Origin of the sequence: Nocardiopsis xinjiangensis YIM 90004 (assembly GCF_000341145.1) — a bacterium.
Classification (GTDB): Bacteria; Actinomycetota; Actinomycetes; order Streptosporangiales; family Streptosporangiaceae; genus Nocardiopsis; species Nocardiopsis xinjiangensis.
This window is the reverse complement of the sequence record NZ_ANBE01000024.1, coordinates 183,713-201,586: the sequence shown is the minus strand read 5'-3', so window position 1 is coordinate 201,586 and position 17,874 is coordinate 183,713. Positions and strand designations below refer to the sequence as shown.

The window sequence follows — 17,874 nt, the reverse complement described above, 5'->3', positions numbered from 1 at the left end:
CCCCAGCCACTACGACACGGTGTGGCCGCGCGGCACGCTCGCCGAGTGGCCCGTGGAGATCGACGGTGACCGGTTCAGCGGTCCCGGCTGTTTCGACATGAAGGGCGGCATCGTGCAGAGCGTGTGGGCCACCCGCCTGCTGCGCGAGCTGTCTGCCTCCCACCCGACGGTGCGGATGCTGTTGACGGGTGACGAGGAGATCGGCAGCCCGGCCTCGCGTGCCCACATCGAGCGCGCCAGTGCGGACGCGGACGTGACTCTCGTCCTGGAGCCCAGCCGCGAGGGCATGGTCAAGACCCAGCGCAAGGGGATGGGGCTGTTCGACGTCACCGTGCGCGGCGTGGAGTCCCATGCCGGGCTCGACCCCGCCGCTGGTGCGAGCGCGATCCACGCCCTGGCCGAACTCGTGCCCCGGATCACTGCCCTGGCTGCGCCCGATCTCGGCACCACCGTGAACGTGGGTGTGGTCTCCGGAGGGACCGGGCGCAATGTCGTCGCCGGGTACGCGCGCTGCGAGGTGGACGTGCGTGTGCAGGAGCCGGACGAGATGGCCCGCATCGACGCCGGGTTGAAGGAGCTGTCGCCCTCCGATCCCCGGGCGGAGGCCACGGTCACCGGCGAGTGGAACCGCCCGCCGATGAACCCCAACGACGCCTCGGCGCAGGCGTTCACCTTGCTGCGTGAGGTCGCGGCCGAGCTCGGCACCGATCTGGGGGAGGTCGCGGTGGGCGGCGCCAGCGACGCCAACTTCGTCTCCGCGCTGGGCCGCCCGGTGCTCGACGGGCTCGGCGCCGTGGGTGCCGGTCCGCACTCCCGTGACGAGCACGTGCTGCTCAGCGGCACCCCTCACCAGGTCGCCATGGTGGCTTCGTTCATGGGACGTCTCACCTCGGGGTGAGCACGTCGGGGACCGGGGCACGGCCCCGGTCCCCGACGTGGAGGTCGGTGAAGACGTAGGCGGCCAGGTGCTGCGGCGCCGGGGCCCCGGACGGGACCGGGAACTCGGCCCACACGTGGGTACCCAGATCGGCCCAGGGCGCGGACAAAAGATGTCCCCAGGCTGTGGACAACGCTTCGACCATCAACAGGCCCCGCTCCTCCGCCCACGCCCACTCGTCATCGCTGCGCTCGGCCGGGACCCGAGGCAACCCGCCCGAGCCGCCGGCGTCGGTGAACCCGACACGGACCCGGTCGGCCCCCCAGGCGAGGAACCGCAGCACCTCCCCTCCCCGGCCCCCGGAATCGGTGTACTCGGCGCAGTTGGCGAACAGCTCACTCGCGCACAGGACGACCGTTTCGCGAAGGTCGTCATCGAACCCGGCCAGGTCATGGGAGAGGTCGGCACGGACCGTGCGCAGGTGAGCCGAGGAGCCGGGGTAGGTGCGCGGCTCCCACACGGTGTGGACGGGATGGGCCGGGTGGAGGGACCTCATGCGCTCACCCCCGTGGAGACCGTGGTGCGGCGCTGCTGCTGGCGGGCGCGGATGCGCGACAGATGGGGGAGGTCGTTCATGCGTGCGGGCAGGCGCGGGGACGGCGGGCGCGGCGCGGGGACGTGGAAGGCGGCGTCCGGGCCGGCGGGCGGCTCCGGGGCCGATGTTGGCGCTGGATCCGCAACCGGTCCCGGATCCGGGACCGGGTCAGGGTCCGGGTCGCGGAACTCGTCGAGGGTGTAGGCGCGGGTGCCTGCCGGGGCAAGGCCGAGCTCGAACACGGATACGGGGCCGGACTCGAGGTCGGCACCCCACGCGCGGAGGCGGGCGGTGGAGCGATACCGGACCCGCTCGGCCTCGGCGTCGGCCTCGTGGGCGGTGAAGTAGGGCCGCACCAGGGCGATGTCGTCGGCGTCGATCTCGGCGGCCGGGGGTTTCAGGACCGTCGTCGGCTTCGAGCTCGCGGACGGTTCCGGGCCGGTCGGCGGTTTCGGGCCCGTTGACTTCGGGCGAGGGCGCTCATCCGTGTTGACCTGGGACCTCTGCGCCGCCGGCTGCGAAGGCAGAGGTATCGGGGCGGCAGGGGCGCCGGGGGCGTAGCGGCGCACGCGGGTCGAACGGCGGCGCCGGAGCTGCCCGGCCGAGTGACGGCCCTTGGGCGGGCAGAGCAGTGCCCGGAGGGGTTTCAGAGCAGTTTTGAACACGGCAGCGATACACTGGGGCATGCTGGCAATTCCTTTGGTTAGAGGGTTGAGGTTGCTGGCCACGGCCCCGGGCGGTTGTTAACCGTCGCGGGGTCACCGTGTCTTGTCTTCAGTTGTGGGGCGCTCCCGACCGTCACCGATGGATGTTTCCGGTGATCGCCACCGGTGGGCATCGTCGGTGGTCGTCGCCGGTCGAGGCGATGCCGCCAGCGTAGAACACGGGGAAGCAGAATCGTCAATTCTTTCGAGAAAAAGAACCAGGTTTCTGGTTTCCCCAGCTCAGAGCCGGTACACCGAAGAACCAAGTTCAATATGAAACAGTTCCGAACTGCCCTTCTTGCCCGAATTCACGCCCTTCATGGTTCAGGCCGAGGAAGAAGTCGGTGACCTTCCCTGGAGAGAGTTGGTACAGCACCCCTGGGGTGCAGACCGGCCCAGCCACACGAAGGGCTGAGCATGCGGGTCCCTTGGCAGCACTGCCGAGCCCGCGAGCGAGCGGCCGTGCACAGAACCGTGCCCCGGGGCGCTGCGCCCCGGGGCACGGTATGCGTAGTGGCGCCACCGGCGTTGCACGCCCGCGCTACAGGTCGGCGATGGCCGCGGCCGGGTCCTCCATCGCGTCGGCGACCACCCGCATGAACCCGGCGGCCGTCCCTCCATCACACACACGGTGATCGAAGGCGAACGAGAGCTGGGTGATCTTGCGGGCCGTGAGCTCCCCATCGACGATCCAAGGACGGTCCATGATCCGTCCGAGCCCCAGGATGGCGACCTGGGGATGGTTGATGATCGCCGCGCTGCCGTCCACCCGCAGGGCCCCGTAGTTGTTGAGCGTGAACGTGCCCCCGGTCATCTCGGCGGGAGAGGCCTTGCCCTCCCTGGCGGCCTCGGTCAGACGCCGGATCTCGGTGTCGAGCTGAGCCGTGGTGCACCGGTGCGCGCCGAGCACGGCCGGGGCCACCAGTCCGCGGTCGGTCTGTACGGCGAGGCCGAGGTTGACCCCGTCGTACTGCACGAGCTCCCCGCGTTCGGTGTCCACCACTCCGTTGAGTTCGGGGTGGGCACGCAGGCCGGCGACCACGAAGCGCGCCACGTAGGCCATGAGTCCGGGCCCCTCGGGTCGGGACCGGCGCAGGCGGACGAGTTCGGTGGCGTCGACGTCCACCCACACGGTCGCCTCGGGGATCTCGCGGCGGCTCCGGGAGAGCGTGTCGGCCACACTCTTGCGGAACCCGGTCATGGGCACCCGCGCGGCTTCGGACAGTCCCGTGCGCGGGTCGGTACCGAGGGGCGAAGTCCCGGAGGGCGAGGCTCCGGGGGACGGGGTCCGTGGGTCCGGAACGTCGAGTGCGCCATGCTCCTCGGCCCCGACGGGCTCCGCGCCGTTCACGGTGGGAGCAGACTCGGCAGCCGCGATGGCCGCACGCACGTCCTTGCGCATGATGAGCCCGTTCGGCCCGCTGCCCTCGAGCTCTGCGACACGGATCCCTGCGTCCCGGGCCATCTGCCGCACCAGGGGAGAGGTCACCAGAGGCACCCGGGGCCGCTCGCCCGCAGCCGGAGCCGGCGTGCCCGGTGTGGCCGACGGCGCCGGGCGGCTCCCCGATCCGCGCTCGGGCGGGCGGGTGCGTGGACGGCGGTTGCGTCCCCGGGCTCCGGTCTCGGGGGTGCCGTAACCCACGAGCACGTTGCCCGACCCGGTGCCGGCACGTTCCTCCTCGCGGTAGCGCTCGGCGGTGGCCGACGCCTCGCCCCCGACGGATTCGACGGACTCGGCGGCCCCGGCAGAGCCGGCGGGCTCCGGGGCCGGCTCGGGAACGGACGGCTCCCCGGTGGCGACGGTGATGAGCGGCCGCCCCACCTCCACGACGGCGCCCTCCTCCCCGTGCAGGGCGCTGACGGTGCCGGCGAAGGGCGAGGGCACCTCGACGATGGACTTGGCGGTCTCCACCTCGGCCACGGGTTGGTCGAGGGCGACGGTCTCGCCGGCGGAGACGAGCCAGCGCACGACCTCGGCCTCGGTCAGGCCCTCACCGAGGTCGGGGAGGTCGAAGGTCCGGTCGGTCACTGGTCCTCCCATTGCAGGTCGTCGACGGCGTCGAGGATGCGGTCCACACCGGGGAGCTGGTGTCGTTCCAGCTTCGGCGGCGGGTAGGGGATGTCGAAGCCGGTGACCCGCCGGACCGGCGCGGCCAGGGAGTGGAAGCAGCGTTCGGTCACACGTGCGGTGATCTCGGAGGCGACGCTGGCGAACCCGCTCGCCTCGGCGACGACGACGGCCCGTCCGGTGGAACGCACGGCCTCGCACACGGTGGCGTCGTCGAAGGGCACGAGGGACCGCGCGTCCACGACCTGGAGGCTGCGGCCCTCCTGCGCGGCGGCCTCGGCGGCCTCCAACGCGGTCGGGACGGAGGGCCCGTAGGTGATGAGGGTGGCGTCGGTGCCTTCGCGGATCACCGAGGCGGTGCCGAGGCCGGGGGCCGGGGTGTCCAGGTCGACCTCGTCCTTGCCCCAGTAGAGCTTCTTGGGCTCCATGAACACGACGGGGTCGGGCAGGGCGATGGCCTCGCGCAGCATCCAGTAGGCGTCGGCCGGGTTGGAGGGGGTGAGCACGGTGAGGCCGGGTGTGTGGGCGTAGTAGGCCTCGGAGGAATCGCAGTGGTGTTCGACGCCGCCGATACCGCCCGCGTAGGGGACCCGGATGACCATCGGCAGGGTGACCTTGCCGCGGGTGCGGTTGCGGGTCTTGGCGACGTGGCTGATGACCTGCTCGAACGCGGGGTAGGCGAACGCGTCGAACTGCATCTCGACGACGGGCCGCATGCCGTTCATGGCCATGCCCACGGCCATGCCGACGATCCCGGACTCGGCGAGCGGGGTGTCGAAGCAGCGGTCCTCGCCGAAGTCGGCGGTGATGCCGTCGGTGATACGGAAGACGCCGCCGAGGGGACCGACGTCCTCACCGAAGGCGTACACGGTCGGGTCCTCGGTCATGGCGTCGCGCAGGGCCCGGTTGAGGGCCTGGGCCATGGAGATCTTGGTCGACCCTTCGGCCATGTCAGTTGCCCTCTCTGCTGAGTTCGTCGGCCAGGAGAGCGGCCTGCTCGGTCAGTTGGGGGGTGGGCGTGGCGTACACGTGCGCGAACAGCTCCGACGGTGCGGGGTCGGTGTCGGCGTCCGCGCCGACGCGCATGGCGGCGGCCACCTCCTCGGCACGTTCGGCGATGCGGGCCCTGCGGGCCTTGGTCAGCGCCCGGCGGCGTTTGAGCAGGGCCTCCGCGCGCAGCAGCGGGTCGCGCCCGTACCAGGGATCGACTTCCTCGCCGTCGCGGTAGCGGGTGTCGTCGTCGGCGTTGGTGTGGGCCTGCATCCGGTAGGTGTGGGCCTCCACGAGCCGGGGACCGCCGCCGGCCCGGGCGGCGGCCACCTCGCGGTCGAGGACGGCCAGGACGGCGGCGATGTCGTTGCCGTCGACGCGTTCGCCCTTGATTCCGTATCCGATGCCCTTGTGTGCGAGGGAGGGCGCGGCGGTCTGGCGGGCGAGCGGAACGGAGATGGCGTACTCGTTGTTCTGCACGAAGAAGACGACGGGGGCCTTGAACACCGCGGCGAAGTTGAGGGCCTCGTGGAAGTCGCCCTCGCTGGTGGCGCCGTCGCCGCACAGGGCCATGACGACGGTGCCCTCACCGCGCAGGCGGGCGGCATGGGCGACACCGACGGCGTGCAGGAGCTGGGTTGCCAGGGGAGTGGCCTGGGGCGCGACCCGCTTCTCGTGGGGGTCGTAACCGGAGTGCCAGTCGCCCTTGAGCAGGGTGAGGACCTGGACGGGGTCGACGCCGCGGGCGATGGCGGCGGCGGTGTCGCGGTAGGTGGGAAAGAGCCAGTCACCGTCGGCGATCGCGAGGGCGGCGCCGGTCTGGCAGGCCTCCTGCCCGTGGGAGGAGGGATAGACGGCGAGCTTGCCCTGGCGGACCAGCGCGCCGGCCTGGTCGTTGACGCGGCGGCCGACCACCAGGGACTCGTACGCGGCGAGCAACCGGTCCGTTCGTGGGAGCGGCAGAACCGGGTTCTCGACCGTGCGCCCTGAAGGTTCGAGCAGTTGTACGGGCTGCTCGGAGGGCAGCAGGTCCTGGTCGTCGGCCATGCGACCACCTCCGTGTGTCGGGAATGACTCGTACGGGAACATGGTGCGATTCCGAGCCATCTGTTGGCCACAACCCGGTCAGATCCGAGAAAACGTCGCGATCTTCGCCCTTTTTTCGGCCCGATCGTCCAGATGTGTGACCTGTCGCACCCTCCGGGTTGGACAGTTGTCCGTTCCCCGCGGGCGCTGGTTCCGACACCGTCCCTGCGGGGACACACCCGGGTCAGGCATACGATGGGCCGGTGCCCTGTACACGCCACCACCAGCGGGGAAGCGGGCAGAGAGCACCCACCACACCACCCGGCTGTACAAGGAAGAGCCCCGTGAGCGACGAGCGCGAGAACCTCACCTACGAACTCTTCGGAACCGCCGTCCGCGACCTCGCCACCGAGATCGCCGACGACGGGTTCGAGCCCGACATCATCCTCTCCATCGCACGCGGCGGCCTCTTCGTCGCCGGCGGCCTGGGTTACGCGCTCGACGTCAAGAACCTGCACGTCATGAACGTGGAGTTCTACACGGGGGTCGGCCAGACACTCGACATGCCCGTCATGCTCCCGCCCGTGCCCAACGTGGTGGACCTCAGCGACAAGAAGGTGCTGGTCGCGGACGACGTCGCCGACACCGGCACGACCCTCAAACTCGTGCACGACTTCTGCGCCGAGCACGTCGCCGAGGTGCGCAGCGCCGTCATCTACGAGAAGCCGCAGTCCTCCATCAAGTGCCAGTACGTGTGGCGCCACACCGACCGGTGGATCAACTTCCCGTGGTCGGTCGAGCCCCCGGTGGTACAGCGGCAGAACCAGGTGCTGGACTCCTGATCCCGCCGGATCCTGGGGTCAACGCCGGGGACGGGCCGTGACAGGGCGCGATTCTCTGCCTCCGGTCCGCACGATCACGCCATATTCGCTTCGATTCGCCGATGACGTCTTTACGAACCGTGGGGCCTCGTGGTTGGATTCTCATTGATGTCCACGACCATCCTCGTCACGGGCGAGGCGAAGGCGCCGTCCGGTAACCCGATCACCACCCAGTTCGGGATCTACTACGTCGCCTTCGTGATCGATACGGACAGCCACCGGATTCTGGATGCGGAATGCTCCGCGACGTTGGCACTGACGAAGTCGTTCGTCAGCGGCTTGTTCGCGGGAGAGCGCATCACGGACGAAGGTCGCCTGTCGGAGCGGATCACCACCCGGTATCACGGCTCCTCGCAGCGGGCACTGCTCGCGGCGTTGCGTAACGCCGTGGTGAAGTACCGCAGCATCGTCGGATCCCCCTCGGACTGAGGCAGGGCCGGCAACAGGCCGCTTCGATTGCCTGTTCCTTCACCGGAACACGACCCAGTCGGAAACACGCTACGCGTGCACCACAGCACGTGTGCCGGTTTCCGGCTTTTTTTGTGTCCGGAGGCAAAGGATCAGACGTGCCCCAGGAAGGACGGAAAAGACAACACAATGATCACGGACGGCTTTCTGTATCTGGGCGTGCTGTTGGCGCTGGCAGGCGTCCTCGTGCTCCTGGTCAACCGGACCAATATTCGGCTCTTCACCTACGTTCCCGCGTTCGTGTTGCTCTACATCTGCGCCGCGGCGTTGAACACGGTGGGTGTCTTCGGTGAGTCCGAGTCGATCGAGGCGACCGGTGGGGCGGTGCAGGACGCGCTGCTTCCGGCCATGATCCTGCTCCTGTTGTTCAAGTGCGACCTGCGCAAGATCATCAAGCTGGGACCGAAGCTGCTGCTGACCTTCTTCGTGGCCGCGGCGAGCATCGTGGCCGGCTTTCTCATCGCCTTCCTGGTGTTCCGAGCGGCTCTGGACTCCGAGGCGTGGAAGGCGCTGGGTGCGCTCAGCGGCTCGTGGACCGGCGGCTCCGCGAACATGGTGGCGGTCCAGGGCATCCTGGAGGCCCCGGAGGACGTGTTCGGCTACGTGCTGATCGTGGACACGGTGCTGTACTCGGTGTGGCTCCTGCTGATGTTCAGCTCGGTGGGTCTCTCGGACCGGTTCAACCGGTGGACCAAGGCCGACACCACGAAGTTCGAGACGCAGACCGGTCCGCAGGAGGAAGAGCGCCCGATCGACCTGGTCTCGCTGATGGGCCTGATCGGCTTCAGCCTGTTCGCCTCGGCCACCGCGAGCTGGATCGGCGAGCAACTTCCGGAGCTCGGCGACGTCGTCACCGCAACGACGTGGACGATCCTGATCGTCAGCGTGCTCGGGCTGATCATCGCCACCACTCCGATGGGAAAGACGGCGGGGTCCACCGAGATCGCGCTGGTCATGCTCTACGTCATCATCGGCATCATCGCCTCCGGATCGGACTTCACCTCGCTGACGCAGGCTCCCATCTACCTCGCCATCGGGATCGTGGTGCTGATCGTGCACCTGGCGATCATGGTCGTCTACGCCAAGCTGACCCGCACCGAGCTCTTCAGCCTGGCGGTGGCGAGCACGGCCAACCTCGGCGGCGTGGCCTCCGCGCCCGTCGTGGCCGGCGCGTTCGACCGCCAACTCGTACCGGTCGGTGTGCTCTACGCCCTGATGGGGTCGTTCCTCGGCACGTTCATCGGTTTGACCGTCGCCCAGCTCCTCTCGGCGGTGTGACATGCCCGATTCACCAACCCACGGCCTCACCATCACCGATGTACGCAGCCGGGACTACAGGGGCAGGCTGACCCATCCGTTCGTGACCGCCCGGCGCAGCGTCGAGGAGGTCATCGGGCTCCTCGTCGAAGTGGAACTGGACGACGGCACCGTCGGCCACGGTTCGGCGGCCGAGACCCTCGCGGTCACCGGCGAATCCGTGGAGTCGATGCGGGCGGTGATCCACGGCCCGGTGGCCGAGGCCCTGACGGCCGGGCCCGTGGCCTGCGGGCTGCGCGGCCGCACCGACGCCGTCGCCGCCGCGTGCACCGGGAACACCAGCGCGAAGGCGGCGGTCGACGTCGCGCTGCACGACGCCTGGGCCCGCAGGCTCGGCGTTCCACTGGCCGAAGCATTGGGCGGGGACACGAGCACGCTCCTGCGGACCGACATGACCATCGGTCTGGCCGCCCCGGAGGCCATGGCGCGGGCAGCGGTGAGCGCGTTCGAGGACGGCTTCACGGTGCTCAAGGTCAAGCTGGGCCGTGACTGGCGTGCCGACCTCGACCGGTTGCGGGCGGTGCACGACGCCGTCCCGGACGCGGAGTTCCGCCTGGACGCCAACCAGGGCTGGGACCCCAAATCGGCGGTGCGCATCATCCGCGCGATCCAGGACGCACACATCCCCCTGCAGCTCGTGGAACAGCCGGTATCCAAGCACGACCTGCGCGGACTGGCCTCGGTCACGGCCGCCGTGGACGTGCCGATCATGGCGGACGAAGCCGTCAACTCACCGCGGGACGCCTTCGAGATCGCCCGCTCGGGCGCCGCCGACGTACTGAACATCAAGCTCGCCAAGTGCGGCGGTATCGGCCACGCCATGGCGATCGCCGACGTGGCCCACGCCGCAGGGCTCCCCTGCATGATCGGCGCCATGATGGAGCCGCGCGTCTCCATCACCGCCGCCGCACACGTGGCCGCAGCGCACCCGGCCATCACCCTCGTCGACCTCGACTCCGCCGAATGGATCGATGAACCGGCCCCGGCCGGCGGCTACGCGCTGCGGGGCGACCGGTTGCACCTTTCGCACACCCCCGGGCTCGGCTTCGGGCCGACAGCAACGGAAGGAATGGAACGATGAAGCGGATCCGTACCGTCACCGCGGCCTGTGCCGCGACACTACTGAGCACGACCGGAGCCACGGCCGTGGCCGCTCCCGCGTCCGAGGGCCTGGAACCCGGCGACCGTGCCTTCGTGGACGTCACCGCCACCACCCTCTGGGTGGAGCCGGACACGGCACGCGGGTTGGACGCGCCCTCGCTGGGCAACCCCGTCGACCTGGACCAGTGGAACGAGAACATGGAGGACACCGAGACACGCGGGTGGCTGACCGGAAGGCTGGAGAGCCAGGCCGTGCTCGGATCCGAGGTCGAGGTCACCGAGGTCTCCGGGGACTGGGCGCACATCGTCGTCCCGGAGCAGTCGACCCCACGGGACGAGCGGGGGTACCCGGGCTGGGTTCCGGTCGAGCAGCTGGTGGAGAACGAGGGTTTCGCCCAGCAGGTCGAGAGCCTGCCCTCGGCCCAGGTGACGGCGAACCGCGCTTCGCTGACCGACGATCCCGCCGGTGAGGAGCTCCAGGAGATCAGCTTCAACACCGAACTCCCGGTACTGGAGACCACGGCGGAAGCGCTGCAGGTCGCCCTGCCCGACGGCTCGGCGGCATGGCTGGGCAGCGCCGACGCGGACGTCCACGCCCCCGGGGAGGAGCCCGCCCCGCCGACCGGCCGGGACCTGGTGGAGACCGGCGAGGGGTTCCTGGACCTGCGTTACCTGTGGGCCGGCGTGTCCGCCTACGGCTACGACTGCTCCGGATTCACCTACTCGGTCCACCGCGCGCACGGCATCGACGTCCCGAGGGACGCCGCGGACCAGGCCGCGGAAGGCGAGGACGTCGAGGTGTCCGACCTGCAGGCGGGGGACCTGCTGTTCTTCGCCGACCCGGGCGGCGAGGGCCACGTGCACCACGTGGGCATGTACATCGGCGGTGGCGAGATGATCCACGCACCCAACGAGTCCACGTCCGTGTCCGTCGTCGACTGGGACGAGTGGGACGCCGACGACGAGTTCTCGGGGGCCAAGCGCTACCTGTGACCGGACCGGCCACACCGGACGGCCGCGCCTCGACGGTCTCGGCGCGGCCGTCCTTCCACGGAACCCCCGTGTTCAGAGGATCTCGCCGCCGGCGGCGCGCAACCGCTCGGACAGCCACAGCGGGGTGCGGGCGTCGTCCCTGGGGAAGTACCGGGCGTCGAGGGCGTAACTGAACGCCGGCGGCGGGAACGAGAACGCCGGTTCGTTCACCCGGTCGTAGGACACGTGCCACCCGCTGCCCCGTTCCAGGGTGAGACGGGCGGTGAACCAGGCCCCGTATCCGGGGGAGAAGGTGGCCGAACGCAACAGGGCCATCTCGCCCCGCAGCTCCTCGGGGAGCGGGACCAGGTACTCGCCGTCCTCGCACACCGCCACGAGGACCCCGCCCGAGTAGCCCACCAGGGCCCGGTGGACCAACCGCAGCACCTGCCACGGGAGGTGGTCCGCGGCCTCGGTGACCAACGCACGGATCCGGTCGAGCAACATCACGCGCTCGTGCGGTTCCATCTCCACCGGAGGCACGCTGGGGACGCCGGGCGCCCCCGGCCACGGTGGGGACCAGCGCGTCCGGGGATCCAGCAGATCGGCCCACTCGGGCGCCCCTTCGGCGGGAGGTCCTTGCTCCAGCAGGGGCTGGTCGGCGCGGCCCGTGGGGTCGTGCCTCTCCGTTTCCCCGGCCAGGCGCATGGCGTCACCGATCAGCAGCGCCCACTCGTCGCGGCCGATGAGCGGGACCGAACGCGCCGGCGGCGGGCCGTTGCCGGCCGGAAGCTCCGGAGGCTCGGCCCCCTCGGTCAGCCCCAGCCCGTGTGCGACCGTCGCCGCGTGCCCGGCATCGAATCCGGGCACCCCCTCCGCGGCCTCGGCGAGCGTTTCGCGGGTCAGGCCGCGGTCCTGTGTCCGAGCCACGAGCGACTCGGCCGCACCCGATGCGGCGTCGGGGCCGAGCAGGCGTGCGACCTCCTCGGCCGTGGCTTCCGAGGTGGCCGACCAGCCCAGCAGGCTGCGGAGCCCGTCGTCCTCCCAGTCGTCGGGGTAGGCGGCCCGCACCCATGTGCCCTCCCACCAGTAGAGGAAGTGCGGCCCGGTCGTCCGGTGGCGTTCCAACCACTCCACCGGCAGCCACGACGGTGCCCCGTCGAAGGGATCGGTGGGGCGGCGCAGACCGGTGGCCGGTGAACTGTCCGGGTCCTCACCGAGCAGGACGAAACGCTCGTCGCCGACCCTCAGGAGGCGGAACCCGGCGCCCGGCCGCCCCACCGAGAGGGAGCGGTCCACGAGCGCCCCGTCCTCCGCGCCCGTACCCGCGGACACGACCGCGACCGCACCTGCCCGCCCCCACAGGTCCTCGGGTGCGGGCAGGTCACTGGGGAGTCCGGGTCGGTGGAACACGTGCCGGTCCTTCCTCACGTTCTGTCCGTGCCGGAGGGCCTCCTCCGGCCCTCGACCGCTGTCACTGCGTGTCCTTCCCGCGCTCTCGTGCATCGAGTCGCCTGCGCTGGGGCACCACGGTGTACTTCGGGTCCTCCTGGGACTGGACCCCTGCGTGGAAGACCCCGAGCCGGGTACAGGCCGAGCCCGCCACGAGGGCCGCGCCGCTGAGCGCCGAGACCACGCGGCTGCGGCGTCCGAGCACCGCACCGGCCGCACCCGCCGACATCAAGGTCTGGGCCGCACGCATGAACGCGCCCGCCCGCCCCTGTTTGTAGGTCTCTCCGGGCAGGCCCATGCGGTGCTCCATGGCCGTGGCGAGCGCCGTCTCGGCCAGCGCCCCGCCGACCGCGGCACGGCGCGCCGGCCCGCTCTGTGCGGTGGGCGCGGCGATGAGCCCCGTGCCCCCCGCAGCGGCGACCGCCGAGGAGGCGAAGACGAAGGGCATGTACCGGTAGCCCTCGTGCCAGGCCGGGACGGCGGTGTCACACACCAGGGGAGCGGTGTAGGTGGTCACGAGCGCGCCCATCGCGCCGGATCCGTAGGTGGCCAGGCGACCGATCCGCGGGAACCACCCCGTCAGGGAGGTCACGGCCGCGACGCCGGCCAGTGGCCCGTATCCGGCGAGGATCCACGACCCCATGCTCATCGGCGAGGACGGTTTGAACACGCGCAGCATGTTGAGGAAGCGCTCCGGCCGGCCCAGGTCGTAGACGAGCGCGGCCGTGGACCCGGAGATCGCGGCCAGGGCGGTGTAGCGCATCGGCCGGGCCAGGTCCGGGCGGCCGGTCAGTTCCGCCCCCGCCGCGAGGGCGGAGGAGGCGCCGGCGAGGCCGCCGAGGAACAGGTATCCGCCGATCGCGGGCGCCTCCCACACGATCCTGTTGATGACCGGCTTCCCGTAGTAGGAGGCGAAGTCGGACCCGTCGGCGCTGCGTTCACCGGGCCGGGCGTCGCGCTCGCGCCGCTGCTGTTCGCTGACGACGCCGGCGGCCCCGGTCATCGCCTCTCGGTCGGGCCGCTGGCCGCGTATACCCTGCTCCGTCACGTCCGACGTGTTCACCGTCGCCCTCCCAGGAAAGTCGCGGCCACTCCGGCCAGCATCGTCGCCGCTGCCACACCCGCATGCCGCCACATCGACGGCAGGTCGCGTGTGGTGACGACGGGGTCGGGCGGCAGCCCGTACACCTCGGGTTCGTCCAGCAGCAGGAAGAAGGCGCCGTTGCCGCCGACGCCGTCCTCGGGGTCGTCGCCGTACAGGCGTGCCGAGCTCACGCCCTCCTCGTGGAGGTTCTCCAGGCGTTGTGCGGCGCGTTCGCGCAGTTCGTCGAGGTCGCCGAACTGGATGGAGTCGGTGGGGCAGGCCTTGGCACAGGCCGGCTCGAGCCCGTCACCGATGCGGTCGTAGCACAGGGTGCATTTCCAGACCCGGCCGTCGTCCTCACGGCGGTCGATGACGCCGTAGGGGCAGGCCGGGATGCAGTAGCCGCAGCCGTTGCAGATGTCCTCCTGCACGACGACGGTGTCGAACTCGGTGTGGAAGAGCGCCCCGGTCGGGCACACGTCCACACACGCGGCGTGGGTGCAGTGCTTGCACACGTCCGAGGACATCAACCAGCGGAACTCGCCCCGGTCCTCGGGCGCCGCGGAGGCGCCGGGGAGTTCGAACGAGGGCATGCCGAGGTCGACGGTGTCCTTGCGTCCGAGGCCGGTCTCCTGGTGGCCGAGGGGCTCGCGCTGTTCGACGAAGGCGACGTGGCGCCAGCTGTCGGCGCCCAGTCCCCCGGTGTTGTCGAAGGACATCCCGGTGAAGTCGAGTCCGTCCTCGGGGACGAGGTTCCACTCCTTGCAGGCGACCTCGCAGGCCTTGCAACCGATGCAGACGCTGGTGTCGGTGAAGAACCCGAGCCGCGGGGTTCCCTCGTCGTTGTCGGTACTCACGTTCACTCCTCCGTTCCGGTGGACTCGGTGATGCGGGCGCGGCGCCGGTAGGAACGGACCAGTTCGAGCCGTTCGGGGCCTCTGGGGCGGCGGCCGGGCCGGATGTCGGCCGTGAGCGCCTTGACCTCCTGGATGTGCACGTTGGGGTCCAGGGAGATGGACATCAGCTCGTTGACCGAGTCACCCGTGCTGTAGCCGTTGGGGCCCCAGTGGTAGGGCATGCCGATCTGGTGCACGGTCCGGCCCTGGACCCGGAGCGGTGCCATGCGGTCGGTGACCATCACTCGGGCCTCGATCGCGTTGCGTGCGGTGACCAGCGTCGCCCAGCCTCTGTGGCTGAGTCCCCGCTCCGCGGCCAGTTCGGGGCTGACCTCGCAGAAGAACTCGGGCTGGAGCTCGGAGAGGTAGGGCGTCCACCGGCTCATCCCGCCCGCCGTGAACTGTTCGGTCACCCGGTAGGTCGTCACCACGAACGGGTAGACGTCGGCCTCCGGGGTCCCCGGGTCCGGGTGGTACAGGTTGTATTCGTGCGGATACAGCATCCGGGTCGGGTTGCGTCCCTGCGTGTAGAGCAGGTTCTCGAACGGGGTGTCCTGCGGCTCGTAATGGGTGGGCATGGGCCCGTCGTTCAGACCCGCGGGCGCGTACAGCCATCCCTTGCCGTCGGACTGCATGATGAAGGCGTCCCGGCCGCTGAGCGCTTCGACCCCCTTCGCCTCCTCGGCGGGCCGGTAGTCGGGGGCCTTGTCCTTCTCGAAGTCGGGGGTGTCGTGCCCGATCCACTCACCCTTCTCGGGATCCCACCAGATCAGGGTCTTGCGCGAGCTCCACGGCTGCCCGTCCTCGTCGGCCGAGGCACGGTTGTAGAGGATGCGCCGGTTGTCGGGCCAGCTCCAGGCCCACTCGGCCGCGATCCAGTCCTGTTCGGATCCGGGTTTCTTGCGGGCCGACTGGTTGACTCCGTCCTTGAAGACGCCGCAGTAGATCCAGCACCCGCACGAGGTCGAACCGTCCGACTTCAACTCGGTGTATGCGCCCAGCGGCCGGCCCTCGGCGTCGTGGCCGTTGATCTCCCGCAGGACCGCTGCCGCGTCGGGCTCCCCGTCCGGTTCGAGCGGATAGTCCCACGTCAGTTCCTTGACGGGGCGGTCCTTCGGGTCGTCGGAGTCGGCGAGGCGCTCACGGATGAGTTCGCCCAGGCGGTACATGAACCACAGGTCGCTGGTCTGATCCCCGGTTGACCGGACGGCACGGTCGTGCCACTGCAGTGTGCGGTTGGTGTTGGTGAAGGTCCCCGACTTCTCGGTGTGGGCCGAGGCAGGGAAGAAGAACACCTCGGTGCCGATGTTCTCGGTCCGGTTCTCCCCGGAGTCGATCTCGGGGCCGTCCTTCCACCAGGTGGCGCTCTCGATGAGGGAGAAGTCGCGGACCACGAGCCATTCGAGGTTGGCCATGCCCATGCGCTGGGCCCTGGTGTTGGCCGAGCCCACGGCGGGGTTCTCCCCCATGAGGAAGTACCCCTTGCACTCCCCGCTCATCTGTCCCATGACCGTGTCGTACGTGCTGTGCGATCCGGTCAGGCGGGGCAGGTGGTCGAAGCAGTAGTCGTTCTCGGCGGTGGCGTGCTCGCCCCACCAGGCCTTGAGCAGGCTGACGGTGTAGGCCTCCATGTTCGACCAGAAACCCTTGTGCGGGAATCCCGCCGCCAGGACGTAGGAGTCCAGGTCCTGTTCCTCGTCGGCGTGCGGCATCGGCAGGTACCCGGGCAGCAGGTCGAACAGGGTCGGTACGTCGCTGGAGCCCTGGATGCTGACATGCCCTCGCAATGCCTGGATCCCGCCACCCGGACGGCCGATGTTGCCCAGGAGCAGCTGCAGGACGGACGCGGTCCGGATGTACTGGGAACCGACGGTGTGCTGGGTCCAGCCGACCGCGTAGCAGAACGCGCTCGTGCGGTCCCGGCCGGAGTTCTCCGTGAGGTGTTCGCAGACCCGCAGGAACACCTCCTCCGGGATCCCGCAGATCTCCTCGACCTTCTCGGGGGTGTAGCGCGAGTAGTGGCGCTTGAGGATCCGGAAGACACAGTTCGGGTCCTGGAGGGTCTCGTCCTGGCGCGAGGCGTCACGGATGACCGCTCCGCCCGAGCCGTGCTGCTCGGGACGGCCCGAGCTGGAGATGCTCATGTACTCATCGGTCCGGGCCTTGTAGAGCTGGTTGCGGTCGCCGGCCGCGGCCGCGACCTCGACCCCGTCGTATCCCCACGTGGTGACGTCGTAGCTGCGGTCCGTTGCGTCGTAACCGGAGAAGAGGCCGTCGAGGTCCTCGGTGTCCTGGAAGTCCTCGTTGATGATCGTGGCGGCGTTGGTGAACGCCTTCACGTACTCCTCGAAGTACTTGCCCTCGGTGAGGACGTGGTTGATGATGCCGCCGAGGAAGGCGATGTCGGTGCCCGCCCTGATCGGCACGTGCAGGTCGGCCAGGGCGCTGGTGCGGCTGAAGCGGGGGTCGACGTGGATGACGACGGCGCCCCGGGCCTTGGCCTCCATGACCCACTGGAACCCCACTGGGTGGGCCTCTGCGAAGTTGGATCCCTCGATGATGATGCAGTCGGAGTTCTGCAGGTCCTGCAGGAACATCGTCGCCCCGCCGCGGCCGAAACTCGTTCCCAGTCCGGCGACGGTGGAGCTGTGGCAGACCCGGGCCTGGTTCTCCACCTGCACCACGCCGAGCGCGCTGAGGAGCTTCTTGATGAGGTAGTTCTCCTCGTTGTCGAGGGTGGCTCCTCCCAGGCTGGCGATGCCCATGGTGCGGGCGACCCTGTTGCCCCGGTACTCCTCCTGCCAGGTCTCCTCGCGGGTGTCCACCACCCGGTCGGCGACCATGCGCATGGCCGTGTCGAGGTCGAGCTCCTCCCAGTCGGTGCCGTACGGGCGGCGGTAGAGGACCTTGTCCTCGCGTGCGGACCCGGTGGTCAGTTGCAGGCTGGCCGACCCCTTGGGGCACAGGCGCCCCCGGCTGATGGGGGAGTCCGGGTCGCCCTCGATCTGGACGACTTCCTCGTCCTTGACATAGACGTTCTGTCCGCAGCCGACGGCGCAGTAGGGGCACACCGACTTGACGACGCGGTCGGCGTCCTCGGTACGCGACCGGAGCTCCTCACTCCGGGAGGATTTGGCCGCGGCCCCTCGGCCCGTCGGGTCCTCCCCGGTCAGTTGCCGGTAGACCGGCCACGACTCGATCCATGTCCGCACACCCATCGTTTGCCTCCCCAGGCCCGGAACGCTCGATGATCTCGGGCTCGTCTCACCGTCGATCACACGGTGGGGGCAGGCGATGAGGACACGCCGCGCATGGCACACGCTTGGGCCGGGGCGGCCTCCCCCCGCCCCGGAACGGTCGATCGGCGCAGGTCGGACGGGCTCATGGGGCAAGCGTGCCGATCGGTGTGTCGACATGGTGATGTGTCGATGGGGCGATGCGCG

15 protein-coding genes are annotated in these 17,874 nt (G+C 70.0%); 6 read left to right on the top strand and 9 right to left on the bottom strand.

What is annotated here, in order from left to right; all coding sequences use genetic code 11:
* On the top strand, positions 1-898 hold an 898-nt coding region (locus tag D473_RS24790; protein WP_017609476.1), incomplete at its 5' end, for a M20 family metallopeptidase.
* Here the strand turns inward: D473_RS24790 and D473_RS0112850 are convergent.
* From D473_RS0112850 to D473_RS0112830, 5 genes are all read right to left on the bottom strand, one after another.
* Positions 885-1,433, bottom strand: a complete 549-nt coding sequence (locus D473_RS0112850) for an ATP-binding protein (RefSeq protein ID WP_017609475.1) — start codon at positions 1,431-1,433, stop codon at positions 885-887. The genes D473_RS24790 and D473_RS0112850 overlap by 14 nt on opposite strands.
* Complete coding sequence (locus D473_RS26075; RefSeq protein WP_051043049.1) at positions 1,430-2,158, bottom strand: hypothetical protein; 729 nt, start codon at positions 2,156-2,158, stop codon at positions 1,430-1,432. Before D473_RS26075 ends, D473_RS0112850 begins: the two co-directional genes overlap by 4 nt.
* A gap of 559 nt (positions 2,159-2,717) precedes the next feature.
* Positions 2,718-4,205: a dihydrolipoamide acetyltransferase family protein gene (locus D473_RS0112840; protein WP_017609473.1), complete on the bottom strand. Its 1,488-nt coding sequence runs from the start codon at positions 4,203-4,205 to the stop codon at positions 2,718-2,720.
* The gene (locus D473_RS0112835; protein ID WP_017609472.1) at positions 4,202-5,194 is read right to left on the bottom strand and encodes an alpha-ketoacid dehydrogenase subunit beta; all 993 of its coding nucleotides are present in this window, start codon (positions 5,192-5,194) and stop codon (positions 4,202-4,204) included. The genes D473_RS0112840 and D473_RS0112835 overlap by 4 nt, the downstream gene beginning before the upstream one ends.
* A 1-nt stretch (position 5,195) precedes the next feature.
* On the bottom strand, positions 5,196-6,281 hold the full coding sequence (locus tag D473_RS0112830; RefSeq protein WP_017609471.1) for a thiamine pyrophosphate-dependent enzyme: 1,086 nt from the start codon (positions 6,279-6,281) through the stop codon (positions 5,196-5,198).
* A gap of 323 nt (positions 6,282-6,604) precedes the next feature.
* Between D473_RS0112830 and D473_RS0112825 the strand changes: the two genes are divergently transcribed.
* The 5 genes from D473_RS0112825 (at position 6,605) to D473_RS0112805 (ending at position 11,020) form a co-directional block, all read left to right on the top strand.
* Positions 6,605-7,102 (top strand): phosphoribosyltransferase, encoded by a 498-nt coding sequence (locus D473_RS0112825; protein ID WP_017609470.1) that lies wholly within the window; start codon positions 6,605-6,607, stop codon positions 7,100-7,102.
* Positions 7,103-7,249: 147 nt separating this feature from the next.
* On the top strand, positions 7,250-7,570 hold the full coding sequence (locus D473_RS0112820) for a DUF3870 domain-containing protein (protein ID WP_017609469.1): 321 nt from the start codon (positions 7,250-7,252) through the stop codon (positions 7,568-7,570).
* A 168-nt stretch (positions 7,571-7,738) separates the two neighbouring features.
* The gene (locus tag D473_RS0112815; protein WP_017609468.1) at positions 7,739-8,887 is read left to right on the top strand and encodes a DUF819 family protein; all 1,149 of its coding nucleotides are present in this window, start codon (positions 7,739-7,741) and stop codon (positions 8,885-8,887) included.
* A gap of 1 nt (position 8,888) precedes the next feature.
* Positions 8,889-10,007: a dipeptide epimerase gene (locus D473_RS0112810; protein WP_017609467.1), complete on the top strand. Its 1,119-nt coding sequence runs from the start codon at positions 8,889-8,891 to the stop codon at positions 10,005-10,007.
* The gene (locus D473_RS0112805) at positions 10,004-11,020 is read left to right on the top strand and encodes a C40 family peptidase (protein WP_017609466.1); all 1,017 of its coding nucleotides are present in this window, start codon (positions 10,004-10,006) and stop codon (positions 11,018-11,020) included. The genes D473_RS0112810 and D473_RS0112805 overlap by 4 nt, the downstream gene beginning before the upstream one ends.
* 72 nt (positions 11,021-11,092) lie before the next feature.
* Here the strand turns inward: D473_RS0112805 and D473_RS0112800 are convergent, their stop codons facing one another.
* From D473_RS0112800 to fdh, 4 genes are all read right to left on the bottom strand, one after another.
* Positions 11,093-12,412 (bottom strand): hypothetical protein, encoded by a 1,320-nt coding sequence (locus D473_RS0112800; protein ID WP_017609465.1) that lies wholly within the window; start codon positions 12,410-12,412, stop codon positions 11,093-11,095.
* Positions 12,413-12,473: 61 nt separating this feature from the next.
* On the bottom strand, positions 12,474-13,514 hold the full coding sequence (gene nrfD, locus D473_RS0112795) for an NrfD/PsrC family molybdoenzyme membrane anchor subunit (protein WP_017609464.1): 1,041 nt from the start codon (positions 13,512-13,514) through the stop codon (positions 12,474-12,476).
* Positions 13,511-14,398, bottom strand: a complete 888-nt coding sequence (locus D473_RS0112790) for a 4Fe-4S dicluster domain-containing protein (protein WP_017609463.1) — start codon at positions 14,396-14,398, stop codon at positions 13,511-13,513. Before D473_RS0112790 ends, nrfD begins: the two co-directional genes overlap by 4 nt.
* Positions 14,395-17,649, bottom strand: coding sequence for a formate dehydrogenase (gene fdh / locus D473_RS0112785; protein ID WP_017609462.1), 3,255 nt, complete (start codon positions 17,647-17,649; stop codon positions 14,395-14,397). Before fdh ends, D473_RS0112790 begins: the two co-directional genes overlap by 4 nt.
* Positions 17,650-17,874: the final 225 nt, after the last annotated feature.

Bases quoted from the DNA above. Each gene is read 5' to 3' on its own strand.
- fdh (WP_017609462.1), bottom strand. From the start codon at position 17,649: ATGGGTGTGCGGACATGGATCGAGTCGTGGCCGGTCTACCGGCAACTG.
- D473_RS0112850 (WP_017609475.1), bottom strand. From the start codon at position 1,433: ATGAGGTCCCTCCACCCGGCCCATCCCGTCCACACCGTGTGGGAGCCG.
- D473_RS0112810 (WP_017609467.1), top strand. From the start codon at position 8,889: ATGCCCGATTCACCAACCCACGGCCTCACCATCACCGATGTACGCAGC.
- D473_RS0112835 (WP_017609472.1), bottom strand. From the start codon at position 5,194: ATGGCCGAAGGGTCGACCAAGATCTCCATGGCCCAGGCCCTCAACCGG.
- D473_RS0112820 (WP_017609469.1), top strand. From the start codon at position 7,250: ATGTCCACGACCATCCTCGTCACGGGCGAGGCGAAGGCGCCGTCCGGT.
- D473_RS0112830 (WP_017609471.1), bottom strand. From the start codon at position 6,281: ATGGCCGACGACCAGGACCTGCTGCCCTCCGAGCAGCCCGTACAACTG.
- D473_RS0112815 (WP_017609468.1), top strand. From the start codon at position 7,739: ATGATCACGGACGGCTTTCTGTATCTGGGCGTGCTGTTGGCGCTGGCA.
- D473_RS0112805 (WP_017609466.1), top strand. From the start codon at position 10,004: ATGAAGCGGATCCGTACCGTCACCGCGGCCTGTGCCGCGACACTACTG.
- D473_RS26075 (WP_051043049.1), bottom strand. From the start codon at position 2,158: ATGCCCCAGTGTATCGCTGCCGTGTTCAAAACTGCTCTGAAACCCCTC.